This is a genomic window from Streptomyces prunicolor (assembly GCF_045162825.1).
Lineage (GTDB): Bacteria > Actinomycetota > Actinomycetes > Streptomycetales > Streptomycetaceae > Streptomyces > Streptomyces prunicolor.
On record NZ_CP108676.1, the window covers coordinates 8,941,243 to 8,958,542 of the forward strand.

The following is a 17,300-nucleotide window of genomic DNA, read 5'->3' on the forward strand; positions in this document are numbered from 1 at the left end:
CACCCAGGACCCTTCGAGGACCCCGCATGGCCGAGAACCCGACCGAGGAACCCGCGGACGCCACCAACCCGCCGCACAAACCCCCGAGCCCACCGACCCGCAGACAGCGGCGCCCCGAGGCCACCCCGCCGAGCCCGTCGACGCGGGTCCAGCGGCAGGGTCCGGCTCCGCAGGGTCCTCCACCGAGTCCGCCGACGCGGGTGCAGCGCCCGGACCCGGCCCACCAGGGCCCGCCGGACCCCGGACCGACACCCCCGACCCCGACTCCGCAGAGCCCGCCCACCCGAGTCCAGCGCCCCGACCCCGCACCTCCGACCGGCGCACGGCCAAGCCGGTCCGCGAAGACGCCACCGGAGGCCCGGACGCGCCCCGCCCGCCCCACCGAACCGCCCACCCGCCGCGACCCCACCACCGCCCACGCCGAGTTCCCCCAGGCCCTGCGCGACCGCTACGAGCCGCACGGGATCGCCGGCGCCGGCAGCGAGGGCACGGTCTGGCACGTGCGCAGGCTCGCCGACGGCACCGACGCGGCGGTGAAGATCGCCCACCCGGGCCAGGCCATGGACCTGGACACCCTCGAACACCTCGCGACCCCCGACTTCCGCCGACACGTCCCGGGCATCCACGAGTTCGGAGACATCGCGGTGGGCGGGACGGTGTGCGGATGGGTGGCGATGGAGTACCTGCCGACCACGTTCGAGGACCACCTCGGCCGCAGGCTGCGCGACGGAAAGCCGCGCGAGGAACGGGCGCGGACCGAGCGGACCGTACGCGAACTCGCCGATCTGCTCGACTTCTGGCAGACCCGCATCGACCGCAACCCGCTGGACCTGAAGCCCGCCAACATCCTCGTCCGACAGAGCCACGGCAGCACCAGGAAGGCCGACGACGGCCCGTTCCAGCTCGTCGTCGCGGACTTCGGCGGCGTCGCCAAGTTCACCGTCAGCCAGAGCTACCGCGACTTCCAGATCACCGCGCTCTACATGGCGCCCGAGCAGATCGTGAACCAGAACCTCAAGGCCACCCCGTGGTGGACCCTCGGCCTCGTCCTGTACCAGGTGTTCACCGGGCGCCCGCTGTACGTCCTCGGCGACGACGCCCGCATCACCGACGAGGCGTGGACCCGCGCCCTGATCGTCAACCACGAGGTCGACCTGTCCGCCGTCACGGACGCCCGGCAGAACCTGCTGCTCCAGGGCCTGCTCACCAAGGACCCCGACGACCGCTGGACCGCGGCCGAGGTGCGCCGCTGGCTCGAGGGCGACACGCCGGACGTCGTCCGCCCCGTGGCACCGGACGCCGCGCCCACCAGCGCCCGCCATGCCAACAGCCCCATCACCTTCCGCGGTACCGCCCACCACGAGGCCGAGAGCCTCGCCGCGGCGATGGCCCAGCACTCCCAGGAAGCCGCGGACTGGCTCGCCGCGGACGGCGGACAACGGCTGGCGACCTGGCTGCGCACGGAACTCGAGGACACCTCGTACGACAGTGGTCAGCTGCTCGAACTCAAGCGCGGCCAGGACCGGCCGGTCCGCGCCGCGGTGGCCGCGCTCGCCTTCGTCGCCGTGTTCGCGCCGACCGCGACTCCGCAGTACCGAGGCCGGCGCGTGGACGCGGACGGCATCGCGCGGATCGCCCAGGGGCAGGGCGCGGTCGCGTTCATCGACGAACTGCTGAAGGCCAACGTGCCGACGGTCGCCGCCGGTTTCCGCTGCGGGCATGCCGAGTGCGCCGACGGGCGCTGCGAGGTGCTGCTCGCGCTGGCCGAGGAACTCCCGCGCACGATCGAGGACGTGCGCTCCCGGGCACGCGCACTGGGCCGCCGCAGCGGAAACAACGGCGGCGGCGGTGGCGGCCTCGACCAGCGCGAGACGAACGCCGCCTACGGCCTGGCCGCCGCGCTCATCGTGCACCCGGGACAACGCGGGCAGGCCCTGCTCCCGCTCGCGGGACTGCCCGGCCCACTCGCCACGTTCCTCGCGAAAGCGCCCGCGGGTGTCCTCGCCGTGCTGGCCCAACTCGGCGCGCTGCGCCACCGGTTGGGCGCACTGGTGCGCGGCCGGGCGGCGGACGCCGGATTCCTGCGGCGCTGGGCGGAACTGCACAGGACGGCGGCCGGTGGAGATGTGCGGACGGTACCCGGGCGGGCGGCCCTGGTCGCCGCGGCCGTGCTGCTCCCGAGAGCGCTGCGCGCCGACGCGATCGGTCAGGACCACACGGTCACCCTCACCGAGTGGTGGTCCACGGCCTGGCGACCGCTGGCCCGGCGGCTGGTCGCCGGAGCCGCGCTGTTCACGGCGTTCTGGCTGCTGATCTGGTCCGGAGTGATGCTCCGGTACGTGAAGGACAGCGGGATCGGCGGCGAGGCCCTCGACCCCGCGGACCGGCTCGTCACCCCGCTCGCCCACGCCGCCGACCTCGCCTCCGCGACCCAGGCCGGGCTGTGCGCGGTGGCGCTGGCCGGTGCGGTGGCCTTCGCGGCGGCTCCGGCCCGGATCTCCGGGCGGCTGCTGGTGGCGGGCGCGGCCCTGGCGGCGTACGTCGGCTACGCGCGCCCCGATCTGCCCCCGCTGGACCCGATGCACGCCCCCGACTGGCTGACCGAGCGCCTGCGTTCGCTCCTCGGGGGCTGGAAGAGCTGGAACGGAGTCACGGCCCTGGTGCTCGTCCCGCTGCTCTGCGTGGTGCTCACGATCCTGGCCCACCGGCTGCTCGGCCAGGCCCGTGCCGCCGAGGAGGAGCAGGCCCGGCTGCGGCGCGAGCGGGCCGAGCAGCGCCGAGCCCGGGCCGGGCTGCCGCGACGCCCGTACGAGAACCCGACGCGCTGGCGAACCGGCCCGCTCGGCACCCGCGACCGCGCGCTCTTCGCCGTGTCCGCCCTGCTGACGCTGCTCGCCCTGCTGTGGGCGGCGGTCGAGACCCGGGTCGCGCTCCACGGCGACCACCCGACGCTCGCCTCGTGGGGGACCGGGCAGCAGGGCGCCGCGTACCAGTCGCAGTACGTCCTGGTCTGCGCGGCGGTCTGCGCGCTGGCCTCACTGGCCCCGCCCGCGACCGCCCGCCGGGTGCTGACCTGGACGGCGATCGTGGTGATCGGGCTCGGCCTGTGGCCACCGCCCGTGGAGCCCGCCCGCGCGCTGAGCGTGCCCGTGCTGCCCGACCTGTTCACCGGGTTCGCGGAGACCTGGGGGCACGCGGCCTTCTGGGCCGCACTGTTGCTCGCGCTGCCGCTGAGCCTGTACGCGGCCGGATTCGCCGTACGCCGGACCCGGCGCGCCGCGCGATGACGGCCCTCGCCGCCACGCCGGGCCCGCCGGAGGCCGCTCCCGGCGCCGGACCGCTCGAACTCCTCGACCACGCCGAGGACTTGCTCGAACACCACGACGAGCAGGACCGGCCGGAGGAGGCGGGCGGCTCCTGGCGGCGCTGCCGTGACGTCCTGTTGCGCGCCCGCGACCTCCTGGAGGAACAGGCGGCCGAGGCCGACCCGGCAGCACTGGCCCGCGCCCGGTTCCTGCTGGGCCTCACCCTGTCGGTGGGCTACTGGCAGGCCGTGGCGGGCCACGCCGAGGCCTACGGCGTGCAGGATCCGCGCGGTCTCCGCGCCCGGGCCGCGCCCCTGCTCGCCCTGGCCCGCGCGACCCTGCCCCAGAACTCGGAGGCGTACGCGACCTCGTGTGTCCGCCTGGGGCTGCTGCTGCACGCCCGGCACGAGGACGTGCAGGCGGAGGACGGAGAAGAAGGCGACGCAGGCGAGGCCCGCCCGGACGCCGCCCGTGCCGAGGCGGACCCGCAGGTCGCCCCGACCACCCTCGCCGACGCCCGCGCCGACGATCTCGACGAATCCCTCGCCGCCTTCGGCGACGGCCTGCCGCTGCTCGACGACGACGTCCACCCCGGCCTCTTCGTCAGCTACGGCTGCGCGCTCGCGGACCGCTACGACCGCGACCGGGCCCCCGATGACCTGCGCGAGGCCTCCACCGCACTGGAGGCGGTGCTCGACGCGCTGCGGCCGTCCGGGTGGGAGCCCGCCGAGGAGGGCGGCGCCTCCTGGGCGGACGAGGCCGACGAGATCGAGACCGAGGCCCGGGTCCGGCTGGCCCGGCTGTTCCTCGACTCCTCCGACACCCCCGAACTCGCCCACCCGCACCTGGAGTTGCTCGCCGCGACCCTGCCGGAAGAGCACGGCTCACGGATCTTCGCCGCCGGGCACCTCGTCGACGTCTACCGTGAGCGCGGTGACGGCCGGGTCGGGCCCGAGGACCGCCCCGCCTACCTGGCGCGGCTGCGCGACCTGCGCCGACTGCTGGATCCCGGTGACCCGTACCAGGCTCAGGCGACCGCGATGCTCGGCGCGGCGCTCGCGGAGCGGGACGAGTCCCTCGGACCCGTGACGGCACCGACCGCGGAGAACGAGGAGGCGGTCGGGCTGCTGCGCGAGGCGCTCGACACCCTCGCCGAGGACGACGACCGGCGCGCACCGACCCACGCCGTCCTCGGTTGTCTGCTGAGCTCCCTGCGCGAGCGCCATCCCGAGCGCTACGACAACGACGAGGCCCTGCGCCATCTGGAGCGGGCCGTCGAGCTGTACCCGCCCGACGACCCGATGCGCAGCGACCTGCTCACCCAGCTCGCCCACGCGGCGATCGTCCGGGACGACCGCAGCCGCGGCGACCTCGAAGGCGTCGACCGTACGATCGCGCTGCTCAACGAGTCGATGCGGGTGCCGTCGCACACGCCGGGCTTCGGCTCGCAGGCGCACGGCGCGTACGCCGCCGCGCTCAGCCAGCGCCACGCGCTGTCCAACTCCGCCGACGACCTGGACGCGGCGATCCGCCATCTCACGACGGCGTTCCGCCAGACCGCGCTCGACGACGTGAACCGGGTGGTGTACCTGCAGAACCTGGCCGTCAACCTCTATCAGCGCTACCAGACGGGCGGTGACCTCCAGGACCTGGACACCGCGGTCCGCTACATGAAGGAGGTCAGTGCCGTCCTGGACGGCGGCGACACCGGCGCGTCCATCGACCTGTACCTGATCGAGCGGGACCGGCCCTACCTCGAACACGGCCTGGCGCAGCTCCAGTTCATGCTCGCCATGAACTCCCGCTCCGAGCCCGGAGTGGCCGCGGCCGTCGAGTCGATGCGCCGGCTGCGCGACTCTCTCGACGAGGACGACCCCGAACGCCTGCCGCTCGACGCGGACTTCGGCCTGATGCTGCTCGTGCGGTCCTTCTACGGCGGCAGCGTGCGGGACCGCATGGAGGGCCTGGTCCTCATGTCGGAGACCGCGGAGGCATTGCCCGAGGGGCACCCCGAGCGACCGCGTCTGCTGCTGCGCACGGCGGGCGCGGTGCTGATGACGTCGTTCGCGCCGTACAACAGACGAGGCGTCGAGTCGGCCGAGAAGATGCTCCAGGACGTCCTCGACGTCGTGCCGCCGGAGAGCCAGGAGGGCCTCAGGGCAAGCGCGTTGACCGCGATACTGAGCCACAACCGCTTCCTCCACGGCCGCGCACCCGCCGACGCCGACCGGGCCGTCGAGGTGGCCCGGGCCGCGCGCGAGCACCTCGCCGACCGTCCCCCGTCCCCGGTGGGCGCCCTGCTCACCTACGTCCTCGCCGACTCCCTGCGCCTGCGCGCGGCCCCCGGCGACGACGCGGAAGGGCGGAGCACGGGCATCGCCGGGCTGCGCGAGGCGGCGACCGTCGTACTGCTCCAGGCCGCCGCGGAACCGGCCCTCCAGGTGGCCCGCACCGCCACCGACCGGGCGCTGCAGATCGCCCGCTGGTGTCTGGCGGACGGCGAACTGGCCGCCGCCGTCGAGGCGTTGGAACTGAGCCGCGGGCAGGTGCTGCACGCCTCCACGACCACCGCCGACGTACCCGCGCTGCTGCGCGAGGCCGACCGCGTGGACCTCGCGGAGGAGTGGGAGGGCATCGGCGGCCGCAGGGCACCGGCCCCGACCGACCTGGCGGCGCTGCTCGACGGCCCCGGCTCACTGCTCGGCACGCTCAGCGAGGGCGCCGAACTCCCGCTCCCCGACGATCTCCGCCGGCGCACGCTCACCGCGCTGGCGCGCTCCCGCGCGGGCACGGCCCTGATGACCCCGCCCACGGTCGACGAGATCGCCGCCACCCTTCGCGGGGCCGGGGCCCACGCGCTGGTCTACCTCCTGCCGCCGGGCGGCTCCGGCGCCGGCACGGCCGTGGTCGTGACGCACGAATCCCGGGTGGACACAGTCGAGTTCGGCCTGCTGCGGCGCGACGGCCTGGACGTGCTCGCGACCTACCGGGCGGCCCACCGCCACCGCCAGGAGGCACTGGACACCTCGACCGACCCGGACGTCCACGAGGCCGCGCACACCCGCTGGCGCTCCGCACTCACCGAACTCTGCGACTGGGCGGGCCCGGTGGTGATGAACCCGCTCGCCCGCTCACCCCTGATCCGTGCGGCGGCTCCCGAACCCCACCTGGTCCTGGTCCCGTTCGGTGACCTCGGGGGCATTCCCTGGCACGCGGCCCTGCTCAGCAGCGGCCTGCGCCACGGTGGGCGCCCGGTGCGCGCGCTGGAGCGCCTGACCCTCTCGTACGCGGCCTCGGCCCGCCAGTTCCACGAGGTACTGAACCGCCCGCGCCTGCCGTTCGACGCCCACCCGGTGATCGTCGGCAATCCCGACGGCACGCTACCGGGCGCGACCACGGAGGCCCGCCAGATCCACACCGCGCTCTACCCGACGGGTCAACTCCTCGGCAAAGTACGCCGAGCGGCCGGCCCCGGCACGCCCGCCGAGGTCCTGGCCGCGCTCCCGGGCGCCGGGGGAACGGGCGCCTCGGTCCTTCATCTCGCCTGCCACGCCCGTCCGTCGGGCAACTCCCCGCTGGACGCATGCCTGTTGCTGGCCACACCGTCGGACGGCGGTGCGGGACGGCTGTCGGTCCGCGAGATCCTCCACCAGGCCCGCGGTCGCCCGACCGGCGCCCCCGGCGGCCTGGTCGTTCTCGACGCCTGCGTCAGCGACCACACCACGGGAGACTTCGATGAGGCCCTCACGCTGTCCACAGCGTTCCTCGCCGCCGGGGCGACGGGGGTCGTCGGCTCACGCTGGGAGGTCCCGGACGGACTGACGGGCCTGATGATGTATGTCTTCCACGACCGCCTCCGCACCGGCGCGACACCTGTACGGGCCCTGCGCGAAGCCCAGTTGTGGCTCCTTGACCCGGACCGGGTGCTCCCCGACGGGATGCCCGACCCGATCGCCGACATCCTGCGCGACGGGGACCCCGCGGCCCTGGAACTGTGGGCGGCCTTCGCCTGTCAGGGACACTGACATCGCAACGGACCAGACGGGGGAGGCATGCGATGGACTCGGCCGTGACGGGCCTGCTGGCGGCGGTGGTCGGCGTGGGCGGCACACTCGGCTCCGCCTGGCTGACCCAACGCCGCGGGGACACGTTGCGGCGCGAGGAGTGGGAGCGGCTCGAGCGGGCCCGCCAGGCCGAACTCGCCGCCCAGCAACGGCAGTCGGGCCGCGAGGCGCGCAGGACGGCGTACACGGAGCTCAACGCGGCCGCCCGCCACTACCTGGCGACGCTCAACGACCACGCGCATGTGCTGCGCATCGAGGGCGATGCCGCGGAGTCACTGGCCGCGCTGGAGACGGCCCGGGTGGACTACCGCCGCCGGTACGCCGAGGCCCAGATGATCGTGCCGGACGCGGTGCTGGCGGAGGTGAGAAAGGTCGACAAGGAGGTGGGCTCGGTCTACGGCAGCCTGGCCCGTGTCACCCGTGACAGGCCCCGTGACGGCGACGATCTGGACACGGTCCGCACGGTGATCGGACAGGGCTGGCGGCACCTGTCCGAGATGCGCGCGGCCATGCGAACGGACCTGGACGTGACGGGCCCGACCCACGGCTGAGGCCGGCGGCCGAGGCCCGGGCCCCAAGTCGTCAGCGCATCCGATCGGTAGTCTGCTGCCTGATCAGGGACCGGCCCACGCGCGCGAACACCGAGGTGAGAGATGCACTTCAGCACCCGCCCCACGCTCCAGGGCACCTTCGGCATGGTGTCCTCCACCCACTGGCTGGCCTCGCAGTCGGCGATGGCCGTCCTGGAGGACGGCGGCAACGCGTACGACGCCGCCGTCGCCGGGGCGTTCGTGCTGCACGTCGTGGAACCGCACCTCAACGGACCCGCCGGTGAGGTGCCCATCCTGCTGGCCCCGGCGGGCGGGGAGGTGCGGGTGCTGTGCGGACAGGGCGTGGCACCCGCGGGCGCGACGATCGACCACTACAGGGGACTCGGTCTGGATCTCGTACCCGGTACGGGACCCCTCGCGGCGGCCGTCCCCGGCGCCTTCGACGCCTGGATGCTCCTCCTCCGGGACTACGGCACGAAGTCCCTGGCCGACGTCCTGAAGTACGCCATCGGGTACGCCGAGGACGGGCACGCGTGCGTGGAGAACGTCGGGGCGACCGTCGAGGCCGTACGGGAGCTGTTCGAGACGGAGTGGACCACGTCGGCGGACGTGTACCTGCCCGGCGGGAAGGCGCCCCGGCCCGGCGAGCTGTTCCGCAACCCCGCCCTCGCCGCCACCTGGAAGCGGCTGCTCACCGAGGTCGCCGGGGCGGGGGACCGGGAGGCCCAGATCGAGGCGGCGCGTGAGGTGTGGCGGTCCGGGTTCATCGCCGAGGCCCTCGTACGACAGGCGCAGCGGCCCACCATGGACACCAGCGGCGAGCGCCACACCGGCACGCTCACGGCCGCCGACCTGGCCTCCTGGTCCGCCTCCTACGAAGCCCCCGCGACGTACGACTGGAACGGCTGGACGCTCTGCAAGGCCGGCCCCTGGAGCCAGGGCCCCGCCTTCCTCCAGCAACTGGCGCTGCTCCCGGCCGAGTTGCCCGCCTACGGGTCCGCCGACTACGTCCATCTGCTGATCGAGGGCTGCAAGCTCGCGATGGCCGACCGGGAGGCCTGGTACGGGGACGCGGGCGAGGACGCCGTACCGCTGGGGGAGTTGCTGTCGGCCGACTACAACGCCGCGCGGCGGGAGCTGATCGGCGCGAAGGCGTCGTACGAGCTGCGGCCCGGCAGCCCTGGAGGGCGTGTCCCGCGACTGTGCGGGCACGCGCGCGTGGTGGCGCCCAAGGAGTCCGGCTTCGACCCGATGGGGGCGGGGGAGCCGACCGTCGCGCGGGTGAGCGCCGACGGCGGTACGCGGGGCGACACCTGCCATCTCGACGTCGTCGACCGGTGGGGTAACATGATCGCGGCCACGCCCAGCGGCGGCTGGCTGCAGTCCAACCCGGTGGTGCCCGAGCTGGGCTTCCCGCTCGGCACCCGGCTCCAGATGGCCTGGCTGGAGCCCGGACTGCCCAACTCCCTTGCCCCGGGCCGCCGTCCGCGCACCACGCTCACCCCGTCGATCGCCCTGCGCGACGGAGTGCCGGTCCTGGCGTTCGGGACGCCCGGCGGGGATCAGCAGGACCAGTGGCAGCTGCACTTCTTCCTGGCGGTCGCCACGCGCGCGAAGGCACGCGGCGGCCTCGACCTCCAGGGCGCGATCGACGCCCCGAACTGGCACAACGACAGCTTCCCCAGCTCCTTCTACCCGCGCGGCATGCGGCCCGGGAGCGTCACCGTCGAGGCCCGCATGGACGCGGCGGTGGTGGAGGAGCTGCGCCGACGCGGCCATGACGTGACCGTCGGCGACGCCTGGTCGGAGGGGCGGTTGTGCGCGGTCGCCCGGGATCCGGAGGCCGGGATCCTGTCGGCGGCGGCGAATCCCCGGGGCATGCAGGGATACGCCGTGGGACGGTGATCCCGAGCCCGGGTGTTCATGGTGATTCCACCCGGAGTGCACCGGGCGGGTGGGGATTGTCAGTGACGCGTGCTCTCATGGAGGAATGATCGAAGACACCGAAACCATCGACGAGTTTCTCGTACAGCACACGGCCGACGTCGAAGAAGCCATCCGCAGGGCGGCGGCCACCGAGATCATGCCCCGCTTCCGGCAGCTCGCCGCGCACGAGGTCGACCAGAAGAGCGGCCCGCACGACCTGGTCACGGACGCCGACCGCGACGCCGAGCGGTATTTGACCAAGGTGCTCGGCGCCCTCCTGCCCGGCTCCGTGGTCGTCGGTGAGGAAGCGGTGCACGCCGACCCGGAGACGTACGAGGCGATACAGGGCGACGCCCCGGTCTGGATCGTCGACCCGGTCGACGGGACACGGCAGTTCGTGCGCGGTGAGACCGGCTTCTGCACCCTGGTCGCCCTGGTCCGGCACGGGGAGCTGCTCGCCTCGTGGACCTACGCGGCGGCCCGTGACCAGATGGCCACGGCCGTCAAGGGCGGCGGCGCCTTCCTCGACGGCGTACGGCTGCGCTCCGGCGCCCCGGACCCCGCCCGGGACCTGGAAGTGGCCACCTCCCACCCGGACTACACGACGGACGCCCAGAAGCGCGCCCTGCTCGGCCTGTGGGCGGACGGTGTGCACACGCGCCCGTGCGGCTCGGCCGGCCTGGAGTATCTCGCCGTCGCCCGGGGCGAGTTGGACGCAACGGCGTTCTCCTGGGAGGCCGCCTGGGACCACGCGGCGGGCCTGCTCCTCGTCGAGGAGGCGGGCGGCGCCCACCTCACGCTCACGGGAGAGCCGTTCCGCGTCACGGGCGGCAACGCGCTGCCGTTCACGGCGGCCCGGGACGCGGCGACCGCGCAGCGCGTGATGGAGCTGCTGAGGGCGTCGTAGGGTCACGGGTTGCGCTCACCTGGCGGGCTGGCCCCGGGAGTGTCAGTCCCGCGGCATATCCTGACGACAGGCCCTGGTGGCCATCGCCTGACGAAGGGGTCCGAGGTGCCGTCGATGCTGGACGCGGTCGTGGTGGGTGCGGGGCCGAACGGACTGACGGCCGCCGTGGAGCTGGCCCGGCGCGGCTTTTCCGTGGCCGTGTTCGAGGCACGGGACACGGTGGGCGGGGGCGCCCGCACCGAGGAGCTCACCCTCCCCGGCTTCCGGCACGACCCCTGCTCGGCGGCACACCCGCTCGGTATCAACTCACCCGCGTTCCGCGCCCTGCCGCTGGAGCGCTACGGCCTGGAGTGGCTGCACCCCGAGCTGCCCATGGCGCATCCCTTCACCGACGGCAGCGCGGCCGTGCTGTCGCGGTCGGTCGCCGAGACGGCCGCCTCCTTCGGGCCGCGTGACGCGGGGACGTACCGCAGGCTGGTCGAACCCTTCCTCCCCAAGTGGGACACCCTGGTCCACGACTTCATGTCCCTGCCGCGCACCGCGCTGCCACGCGACCCGATCACCCTCGCCCGCTTCGGCCTGGCCGGGCTGCCCCCGTCGACCTGGCTGACCAGCCGCTTCCGGGACGAGCGCGCCAAGACCCTGTTCGCCGGACTGGTCGGCCATGTCATGGCCCCGCTCAGCGGCTTCGCCACCGGCGCGATCGGCCTGGTCTTCGCCCTCGCGGCACACGCGCGTGGCTGGCCGGTGGCCCGCGGCGGCTCCCAGTCCATCTCGGACGCGCTGGCCGCCTACCTGAAGGACCTCGGCGGCGAGATCCACACCGACTACGAGGTCAAGCGCCTCGACGACCTCCCCCCGGCCCGCGCCTACGTCTTCGACACCTCGCCCACCGCCCTGGCGAAGATCGCGGGGTTCGGCGACTACTACGCGAACTACCGTTACGGCGCAGGCGTGTTCAAGGTCGACTACGCGCTGGACGGCCCGGTGCCCTGGACCGCCAAGGAGGCCCGTACCGCCGGCACGGTCCAGATCGGCGCCGACAGCACGGAGATCGGCACCGCGCTGCGCGCCGCGTCCCGCGAGAACCGGGCCCCCGAGCGGCCGTTCATGATCACCGTGCAGCCCAGCGTCGTCGACCCCACCCGGGCCCCGGCCGGCAAGCAGGTCTTCTGGGCCTACGGCCATGTCCCCAGCGGCTGGACCGGCGACCTCACCGACGCCCTGGAACGCCAACTGGAGCGCTTCGCCCCGGGGTTCCGCGACCGCGTCCTGGCCCGGGCGACCGCGGGCCCACCCGAACTCGCCGCCCGCAACGCCAACTACGTGGGCGGCGACATCGGCACCGGCGCGGTCTCCGGACTCCAGATCCTGCTGCGCCCCAAACTCTCCCTCTCCCCGTACGGCACCCCGCACCCGGCCGTCTTCATCTGCTCCTCGGCCACCCCGCCGGGCCCCGGTGTGCACGGCATGTCGGGACACAACGCGGCGAAGGCCGTCTGGCGACGACTGAGGCAGTCATGACCACCGTCACCATCACCCTCGTCCGGGGCGACATCACCCGGCAGAGCGCCGACGCGATCGTCAACGCGGCCAACTCCTCCCTCCTGGGCGGCGGCGGAGTCGACGGCGCGATCCACCGCCGCGGCGGCCCCGCGATCCTGGCGGACTGCCGAAAGCTCCGCGCCTCCCTCCCCCACTCTCGGCTTCGCTCGAGCGGGGGAACCCCCATCGGCAAGGGACTCCGCACGGGCCAGGCCGTCGCCACGACGGCGGGCGAACTGGACGCCCAGTGGGTGATCCACACGGTCGGCCCCGTCTACTCCCGCGAGGAGGACCGCTCGGAGCAACTCGCCTCCTGCTACCGGGAGTCCCTGCGGGTCGCGGACGAACTGGGCGCCCGTACGGTCGCGTTCCCCGCCGTGTCCGCCGGTATCTACGGCTGGCCGATGGACGACGCCGCGCGCATCGCCGTAGAGACCGTGCGGGCCGCGGAGACCTCGGTCGACGAGGTCACGTTCGTGCTGTTCGACGAAGCGGCGTTCGAGGCGTTCGGTCGGCAGGCCCGCTGACCGGCGGTCGTGGCCGATCTGCTGGTGGGACGGTCCTCACGCGTCGATCACGACATCCTCCAGCGGCTTCGAGCAGCACAGCAGGATCTTGTTCTGGTTGATCTCGCGCGGCCGGATGCCCCCGTTGTGCTGCATGTCCACGGAGCCGGAGAGCAGGGTCGTCTTGCAGGTGCCGCACATGCCCTGCGCGCACGAGGCCGGCAGGCTGAGGCCGGCTCGGGACGCGGCGGCGAGGAGCGAGGTGTCGGTGTCGCACTCGATGGTGCGTCCACTGCGGGTGAACTCGACCTTGAAACCGGTGTCCGTAGGGGTGGCGGTTGAGGCGTCGGCCGGTGTGGTCGGTGTCTCGAAGGTGAAGCTCTCCTCGTGGTAGTGGTCCATGTCGAGGCCCGCGTCCGACAGCATCCGGCGTACGGCGGCCATGTAGGGGGCGGGGCCGCAGGTGAAGACCTCCCGTTCGAGGAAGTCCGGCGCGATCTGCCGGAGCGTCTCGATCGTCAGCCGGCCGCGGTGTCCGCCCCAGGGGGCGTACGGGCGGTCCTCCTCGCAGATGTGGACGATGCGGATGTTGGGCGCGGTCGCGGCGATGAGGTCGAGTTCGTGGCGGAAGACGATGTCCGCCGGGGTGCGCGCGCTGTGCACGAACACCACGTCGGCGGGGTCCGCGAGGTCGTACAGCGTCCTGGTCATGGACATGGACGGGGTCACTCCGACGCCCCCGGACAGGAAGAGGTACTTGGGCGCCGGATGCCGGGCCGTGGAGAACTCGCCGAGTGGTCCGTGGGCCCGCACGGTGTCGCCCGGCTCGAGGTGGTCGTGCAGCCAGTTGGAGACCAGCCCGCCCGGTACGCGCTTCACCGTGATCGAGAGCAGGAAGGGGCGGGTGGGCGACGAGGAGATGGTGTAGCAGCGCTGGACCGGCCGGCCGTCGATGTCGAGGGCCAGGGTCAGGAACTGGCCCGGGTCGTGCCGGAAGAGCCGGGGTTCGGCGTACTCGAACACGAACGTGGACACGTCGTGCGTGAGCGGGTGCACCTGACGGCAGACCAGCAGCTCTTCGGTCTCGCTCATGGCTGGAACTCCAGGTGTGCCTTGAGCCGGGTCACGTACCAGTTGACGAACGCCTCGACCTGTTCCTCCGTCGGGCCGTACGGTCCCGGCAGGTAGGCCGGGCTGCTGATGCCCCGGTGGGCGCGGGCGACCAGCACCGCGTCCTGGTCGTTCGTGGCCTTCCACACCTTCGTGAGGGTGTCGAGGTCGTAGTCGATCCCCTCGACGGCGTCGGCGTGCACGAGCCAGGTGGTGCGGACGAGGGTGCGGTCCGGGCCGAGCGGGATCACGGAGAACGTGATCGCGTGGTCGGCCATGAAGTGGAACCAGGAGTTGGGCTGGATGTGCATGGACAGCCGGCCCAGACGGGCCGTGGGGAAGTCCGCCAGCAGGCGGGTGCACGCGGCCGTGCCGTCCGGGGTGTAGGACTCCCCGGCCAGGTCGAGGGGCTCGCGCTGGATGCGGAAACCGGTGGGCCGGGTGTCCAGTTCCTCGATCTCGGTGTACGGCAGGCCCAGCGAGTCGTAGGTTTTTCGGGCCTCGGCGTCGGCCAGCAGGAAGCGCTCGTAGGCGGGGCGCAGCGCGGGCGGGATGTCCTTCTCCTGGTAGCCGTAGATGGGGAAGTAGCAGGCCTGGAGCTCGGGATGGCCCACGCAGTGGTAGCACTCCCGGTTGTTCTCCATGGTCAGCTTCCAGTTGCCGTTCTCGACCAGGTCGATCTGTGTGGCGACCTTGGCCTCGGCCAGGCGGTGCGGTGCGAGGTACGGCGCGATACGGGCGGCGACCTCGTCGAAGTCCTCCGGCGGCTCCTGGGCGAGGCAGATGAAGACCAGCCCGGCCACCGTGCGCGCGTGCACGGACCGCAGCCCGAAACAGGACGGGTCGAAACCGGGCGCCTGGGACTCGGCGTACAGCAGCTTGCCGTCCACGCCGTACGTCCAACGGTGGTATCCGCAGACGATGTTGCCCACCGAACCGCGCTCCTCGTTGAGGATGCGCGCCCCGCGGTGGCGGCAGACGTTGTGGAAGGCCCGGACGTCCTCGTCGTCGTCGCGCACGACGATGATCGAGTACGACCCGAGGTCGACCGTCACATAGTCGCCGGGCTCGGGAAGCTCCGCCTCGGCGGCCACGAACAGCCAACTCCGGGCGAAGACGGCCTCGATGTCGAGGTCGAAGAACTCCTCGCCGACGTAGAACGGTGCTTCGAGGCTCTGACCGGCGGGACGGCGGGCAACGAGGTCGCCGACGTCGGAGGTCGCTTGCTTCATCTCATCTCTCCGGTACGACGGGGGAGTTGACGTGCGGACGGGGGTGGCGCTCAGACCGGCAGGCACAACCGCAGCGCGTCGTGGATCGCGGCGTGGATGTTGCGGGAGGCGACGGCGTCACCGATCCGGAAGAGCTGGTAGCGGCCCGCCTCGTTGCGGACCACGCTCTGCTGCTCCTGCGCCAGCAGGGCGCGGTGGTCGACCTCGCCGAAGTTGGTCGAATCGGGCAGGAGTTCGACGTACAGCTCGTCCGTCGGCAGGGTCCCGTGCTCCACGACCACGTGGTCCACGATCCGCTCGGTCTCGGCCTCGGTGTACTCGCTGTAGAGGGTCGCGGCCAGCCGTCCGTCCCCGGTGCGGCGCACGGAACGCAGCCGCCGGGCGAGCGTGATGGTGACACCGTGCGCGGTGAACGCCCGTAGATAGGCAGGGGAGTTCATGCTGCCGACGTCGGGGGCGAGGGCGCGCTCCGGGGTGACGTACTCGATCCGGAGGTCGGGCGACGCGGTGAGGACCTCCACGGCGTCCATGGCCGGGTAGCCGCCGTGGTCGTCGTAGACCAGGATCTCGCCGCGCGGGCGGCGCAGCGAGCCCGTCATCACGTCCCAGGTGTCGGAGACCAGGCCCTCGCCGGTGGCGAGGAAGCTGCGGTTGGGCGTGCCTCCGGCGGCGACGATCACGAGGTCGGGGTGTTCGGCGAGGATGTCGTCGGGCTCGGCGTATGCGCCCAGGCGCAGGTCGACGCCGAGGATCTTGCACTCGGCGAGGCGCCAGTCGACGATCTGGATCAGGTCGGCCCGGCGCGGGTTCGACGCGGCGAGTCTGATCTGCCCGCCGGGCTGGTCGCTCGCCTCGAACAGGACGACGTCGTGGCCGCGTTCCCCCAGAACGCGTGCCGCCTCCAGCCCGGCCGGTCCCGCTCCGACGACAACCGCCTTCCTGCGGCGGCCTGTTGTGCGGGGGACGAGGTGGGGCAGGTGGAGTTCCCGGCCGACGGACGGGTTGTGGACGCACTTGGTGTCGCCGGAGTCGTAGATCGCGTCGAGGCAGTAACTCGCCCCGACGCAGGGCCGGATGCGGTCCTCCTGGCCTGCCTTCACCTTGGCGACCAGGTGCGGGTCGGCGATCTGCGCACGGGTCATGCCGACCAGGTCGAGCAGTCCTTCGCGCAGGGCGTGCCGTGCGGTGGCGACGTCGGCGATGCGGGCCGCGTGCATCACCGGGACGGTGAGGCGGCGCTTGATCTCGCCGGTGAAGTCCAGGTACGGGCCGAGCGGGGTGCCGATGGACGGGATGGCCTTCGCCAGGGACGCGTCCCGCTCGATGGAGCCGTGGATGGTGCTGATGAAGTCGATGCCGTCGGCGGCGTACCGCTGGGCGGCGGTGAGTGCCTCGTCGAAAGTGAGGCCGCCGGGTTGTGCCTCGTCCAGCGACATCCGGATACCCACGACGAAGTCCGGGCCGACGGCTTCGCGGACAGCCCGGATCACCCGGCGCGGAAAAGCCATGCGGTTCTCCGGGCCGCCGCCCCACTCGTCCTCGCGGTGGTTGGTCACGGGGGAGAGGAAGCTGTCCAACAGGTGGCCGTACGCCTCCAGTTCGATGCCGTCGAGGCCGCCCTCCTTGCAACGGACCGCCGCGGAAGCGTAGTCGGCGACGATCCGATCCAGGTCCCAGGACTCGGCGGCCTTCGGGAACGCGCGGTGCGCGGGTTCGCGCAGCGGTGAGGCGGACACCACCGGGAGCCAGTCGCCGGTGAAGTTGCTGGTGCGGCGGCCGAGATGGGTGACCTGGCACATGACGGCGGCCCCGGCCTCGTGGACGTCGTCGGCGAGCCGGCGCAGCCACGGCACGATGTCGTCGCGGTACAGGAGCAGGTTGCCGAACGCCGGCGGGCTGTCGGGCGAGACGACCGCCGAGCCGCCGATCATCGTGAGACCGACCCCGCCCCGCGCCTTCTCCACGTGGTAGGCGCGGTAGCGGTCCTTGGGCATGCCGTCCTCGCCGAACGCCGGTTCGTGGGAAGTGCTGACCACACGGTTGCGCAGGGTGAGGTGCTTGAGCCGGAAGGGCTGGAGCAGGGGGTCCAGGATGACTGAGGGCACGGCTGCTCCTCGGAGGATGCTGTGGCGCGTCTGTTTCGCGATGCAAAAC

10 protein-coding genes are annotated in these 17,300 nt (G+C 73.0%); 7 read left to right on the forward strand and 3 right to left on the reverse strand.

Translation table 11 applies throughout. The annotated features are described in order from the left end of the window. Positions 1–26: 26 nt before the first annotated feature. The 7 genes from OG588_RS40685 to OG588_RS40715 all read left to right on the forward strand — a co-directional run bounded on the left by OG588_RS40685 (position 27) and on the right by OG588_RS40715 (position 12,825). Positions 27–3,287, forward strand: a complete 3,261-nt coding sequence (locus tag OG588_RS40685) for a protein kinase domain-containing protein (RefSeq protein ID WP_405951612.1) — start codon at positions 27–29, stop codon at positions 3,285–3,287. Further along, positions 3,284–7,330, forward strand: a complete 4,047-nt coding sequence (locus OG588_RS40690; RefSeq protein WP_405951613.1) for a CHAT domain-containing protein — start codon at positions 3,284–3,286, stop codon at positions 7,328–7,330. Before OG588_RS40685 ends, OG588_RS40690 begins: the two co-directional genes overlap by 4 nt. Before the next feature lie 32 nt (positions 7,331–7,362). After that, a complete protein-coding gene (locus OG588_RS40695) occupies positions 7,363–7,920 on the forward strand; it encodes a hypothetical protein (protein ID WP_405951614.1) in 558 nt (185 codons plus the stop codon). Between the two features lie 102 nt (positions 7,921–8,022). Continuing rightward, complete coding sequence (locus OG588_RS40700; RefSeq protein ID WP_405951615.1) at positions 8,023–9,825, forward strand: gamma-glutamyltransferase family protein; 1,803 nt, start codon at positions 8,023–8,025, stop codon at positions 9,823–9,825. An 85-nt stretch (positions 9,826–9,910) separates the two neighbouring features. Beyond that, positions 9,911–10,753 carry an inositol monophosphatase family protein gene (locus OG588_RS40705; protein ID WP_405951616.1) on the forward strand — a complete coding sequence of 281 codons (843 nt, stop codon included), beginning with the start codon at positions 9,911–9,913 and terminating at the stop codon, positions 10,751–10,753. 114 nt (positions 10,754–10,867) lie between these two features. Beyond that, positions 10,868–12,277, forward strand: coding sequence for a phytoene desaturase family protein (locus OG588_RS40710; RefSeq protein WP_405953332.1), 1,410 nt, complete (start codon positions 10,868–10,870; stop codon positions 12,275–12,277). Then, on the forward strand, positions 12,274–12,825 hold the full coding sequence (locus OG588_RS40715) for an O-acetyl-ADP-ribose deacetylase (protein WP_405951617.1): 552 nt from the start codon (positions 12,274–12,276) through the stop codon (positions 12,823–12,825). The genes OG588_RS40710 and OG588_RS40715 overlap by 4 nt, the downstream gene beginning before the upstream one ends. Before the next feature lie 36 nt (positions 12,826–12,861). On the opposite strand, the gene OG588_RS40720 is transcribed toward OG588_RS40715, so the two are convergent. The 3 genes from OG588_RS40720 to OG588_RS40730 are packed head-to-tail and all read right to left on the reverse strand — an operon-like array spanning position 12,862 to position 17,251. Beyond that, a complete protein-coding gene (locus OG588_RS40720; protein WP_405951618.1) occupies positions 12,862–13,896 on the reverse strand; it encodes a 2Fe-2S iron-sulfur cluster-binding protein in 1,035 nt (344 codons plus the stop codon). Then, positions 13,893–15,146 carry an aromatic ring-hydroxylating dioxygenase subunit alpha gene (locus tag OG588_RS40725; protein ID WP_405951619.1) on the reverse strand — a complete coding sequence of 418 codons (1,254 nt, stop codon included), beginning with the start codon at positions 15,144–15,146 and terminating at the stop codon, positions 13,893–13,895. The genes OG588_RS40720 and OG588_RS40725 overlap by 4 nt, the downstream gene beginning before the upstream one ends. Before the next feature lie 50 nt (positions 15,147–15,196). Further along, positions 15,197–17,251 (reverse strand): FAD-dependent oxidoreductase, encoded by a 2,055-nt coding sequence (locus tag OG588_RS40730; protein WP_405951620.1) that lies wholly within the window; start codon positions 17,249–17,251, stop codon positions 15,197–15,199. Positions 17,252–17,300: the final 49 nt, after the last annotated feature.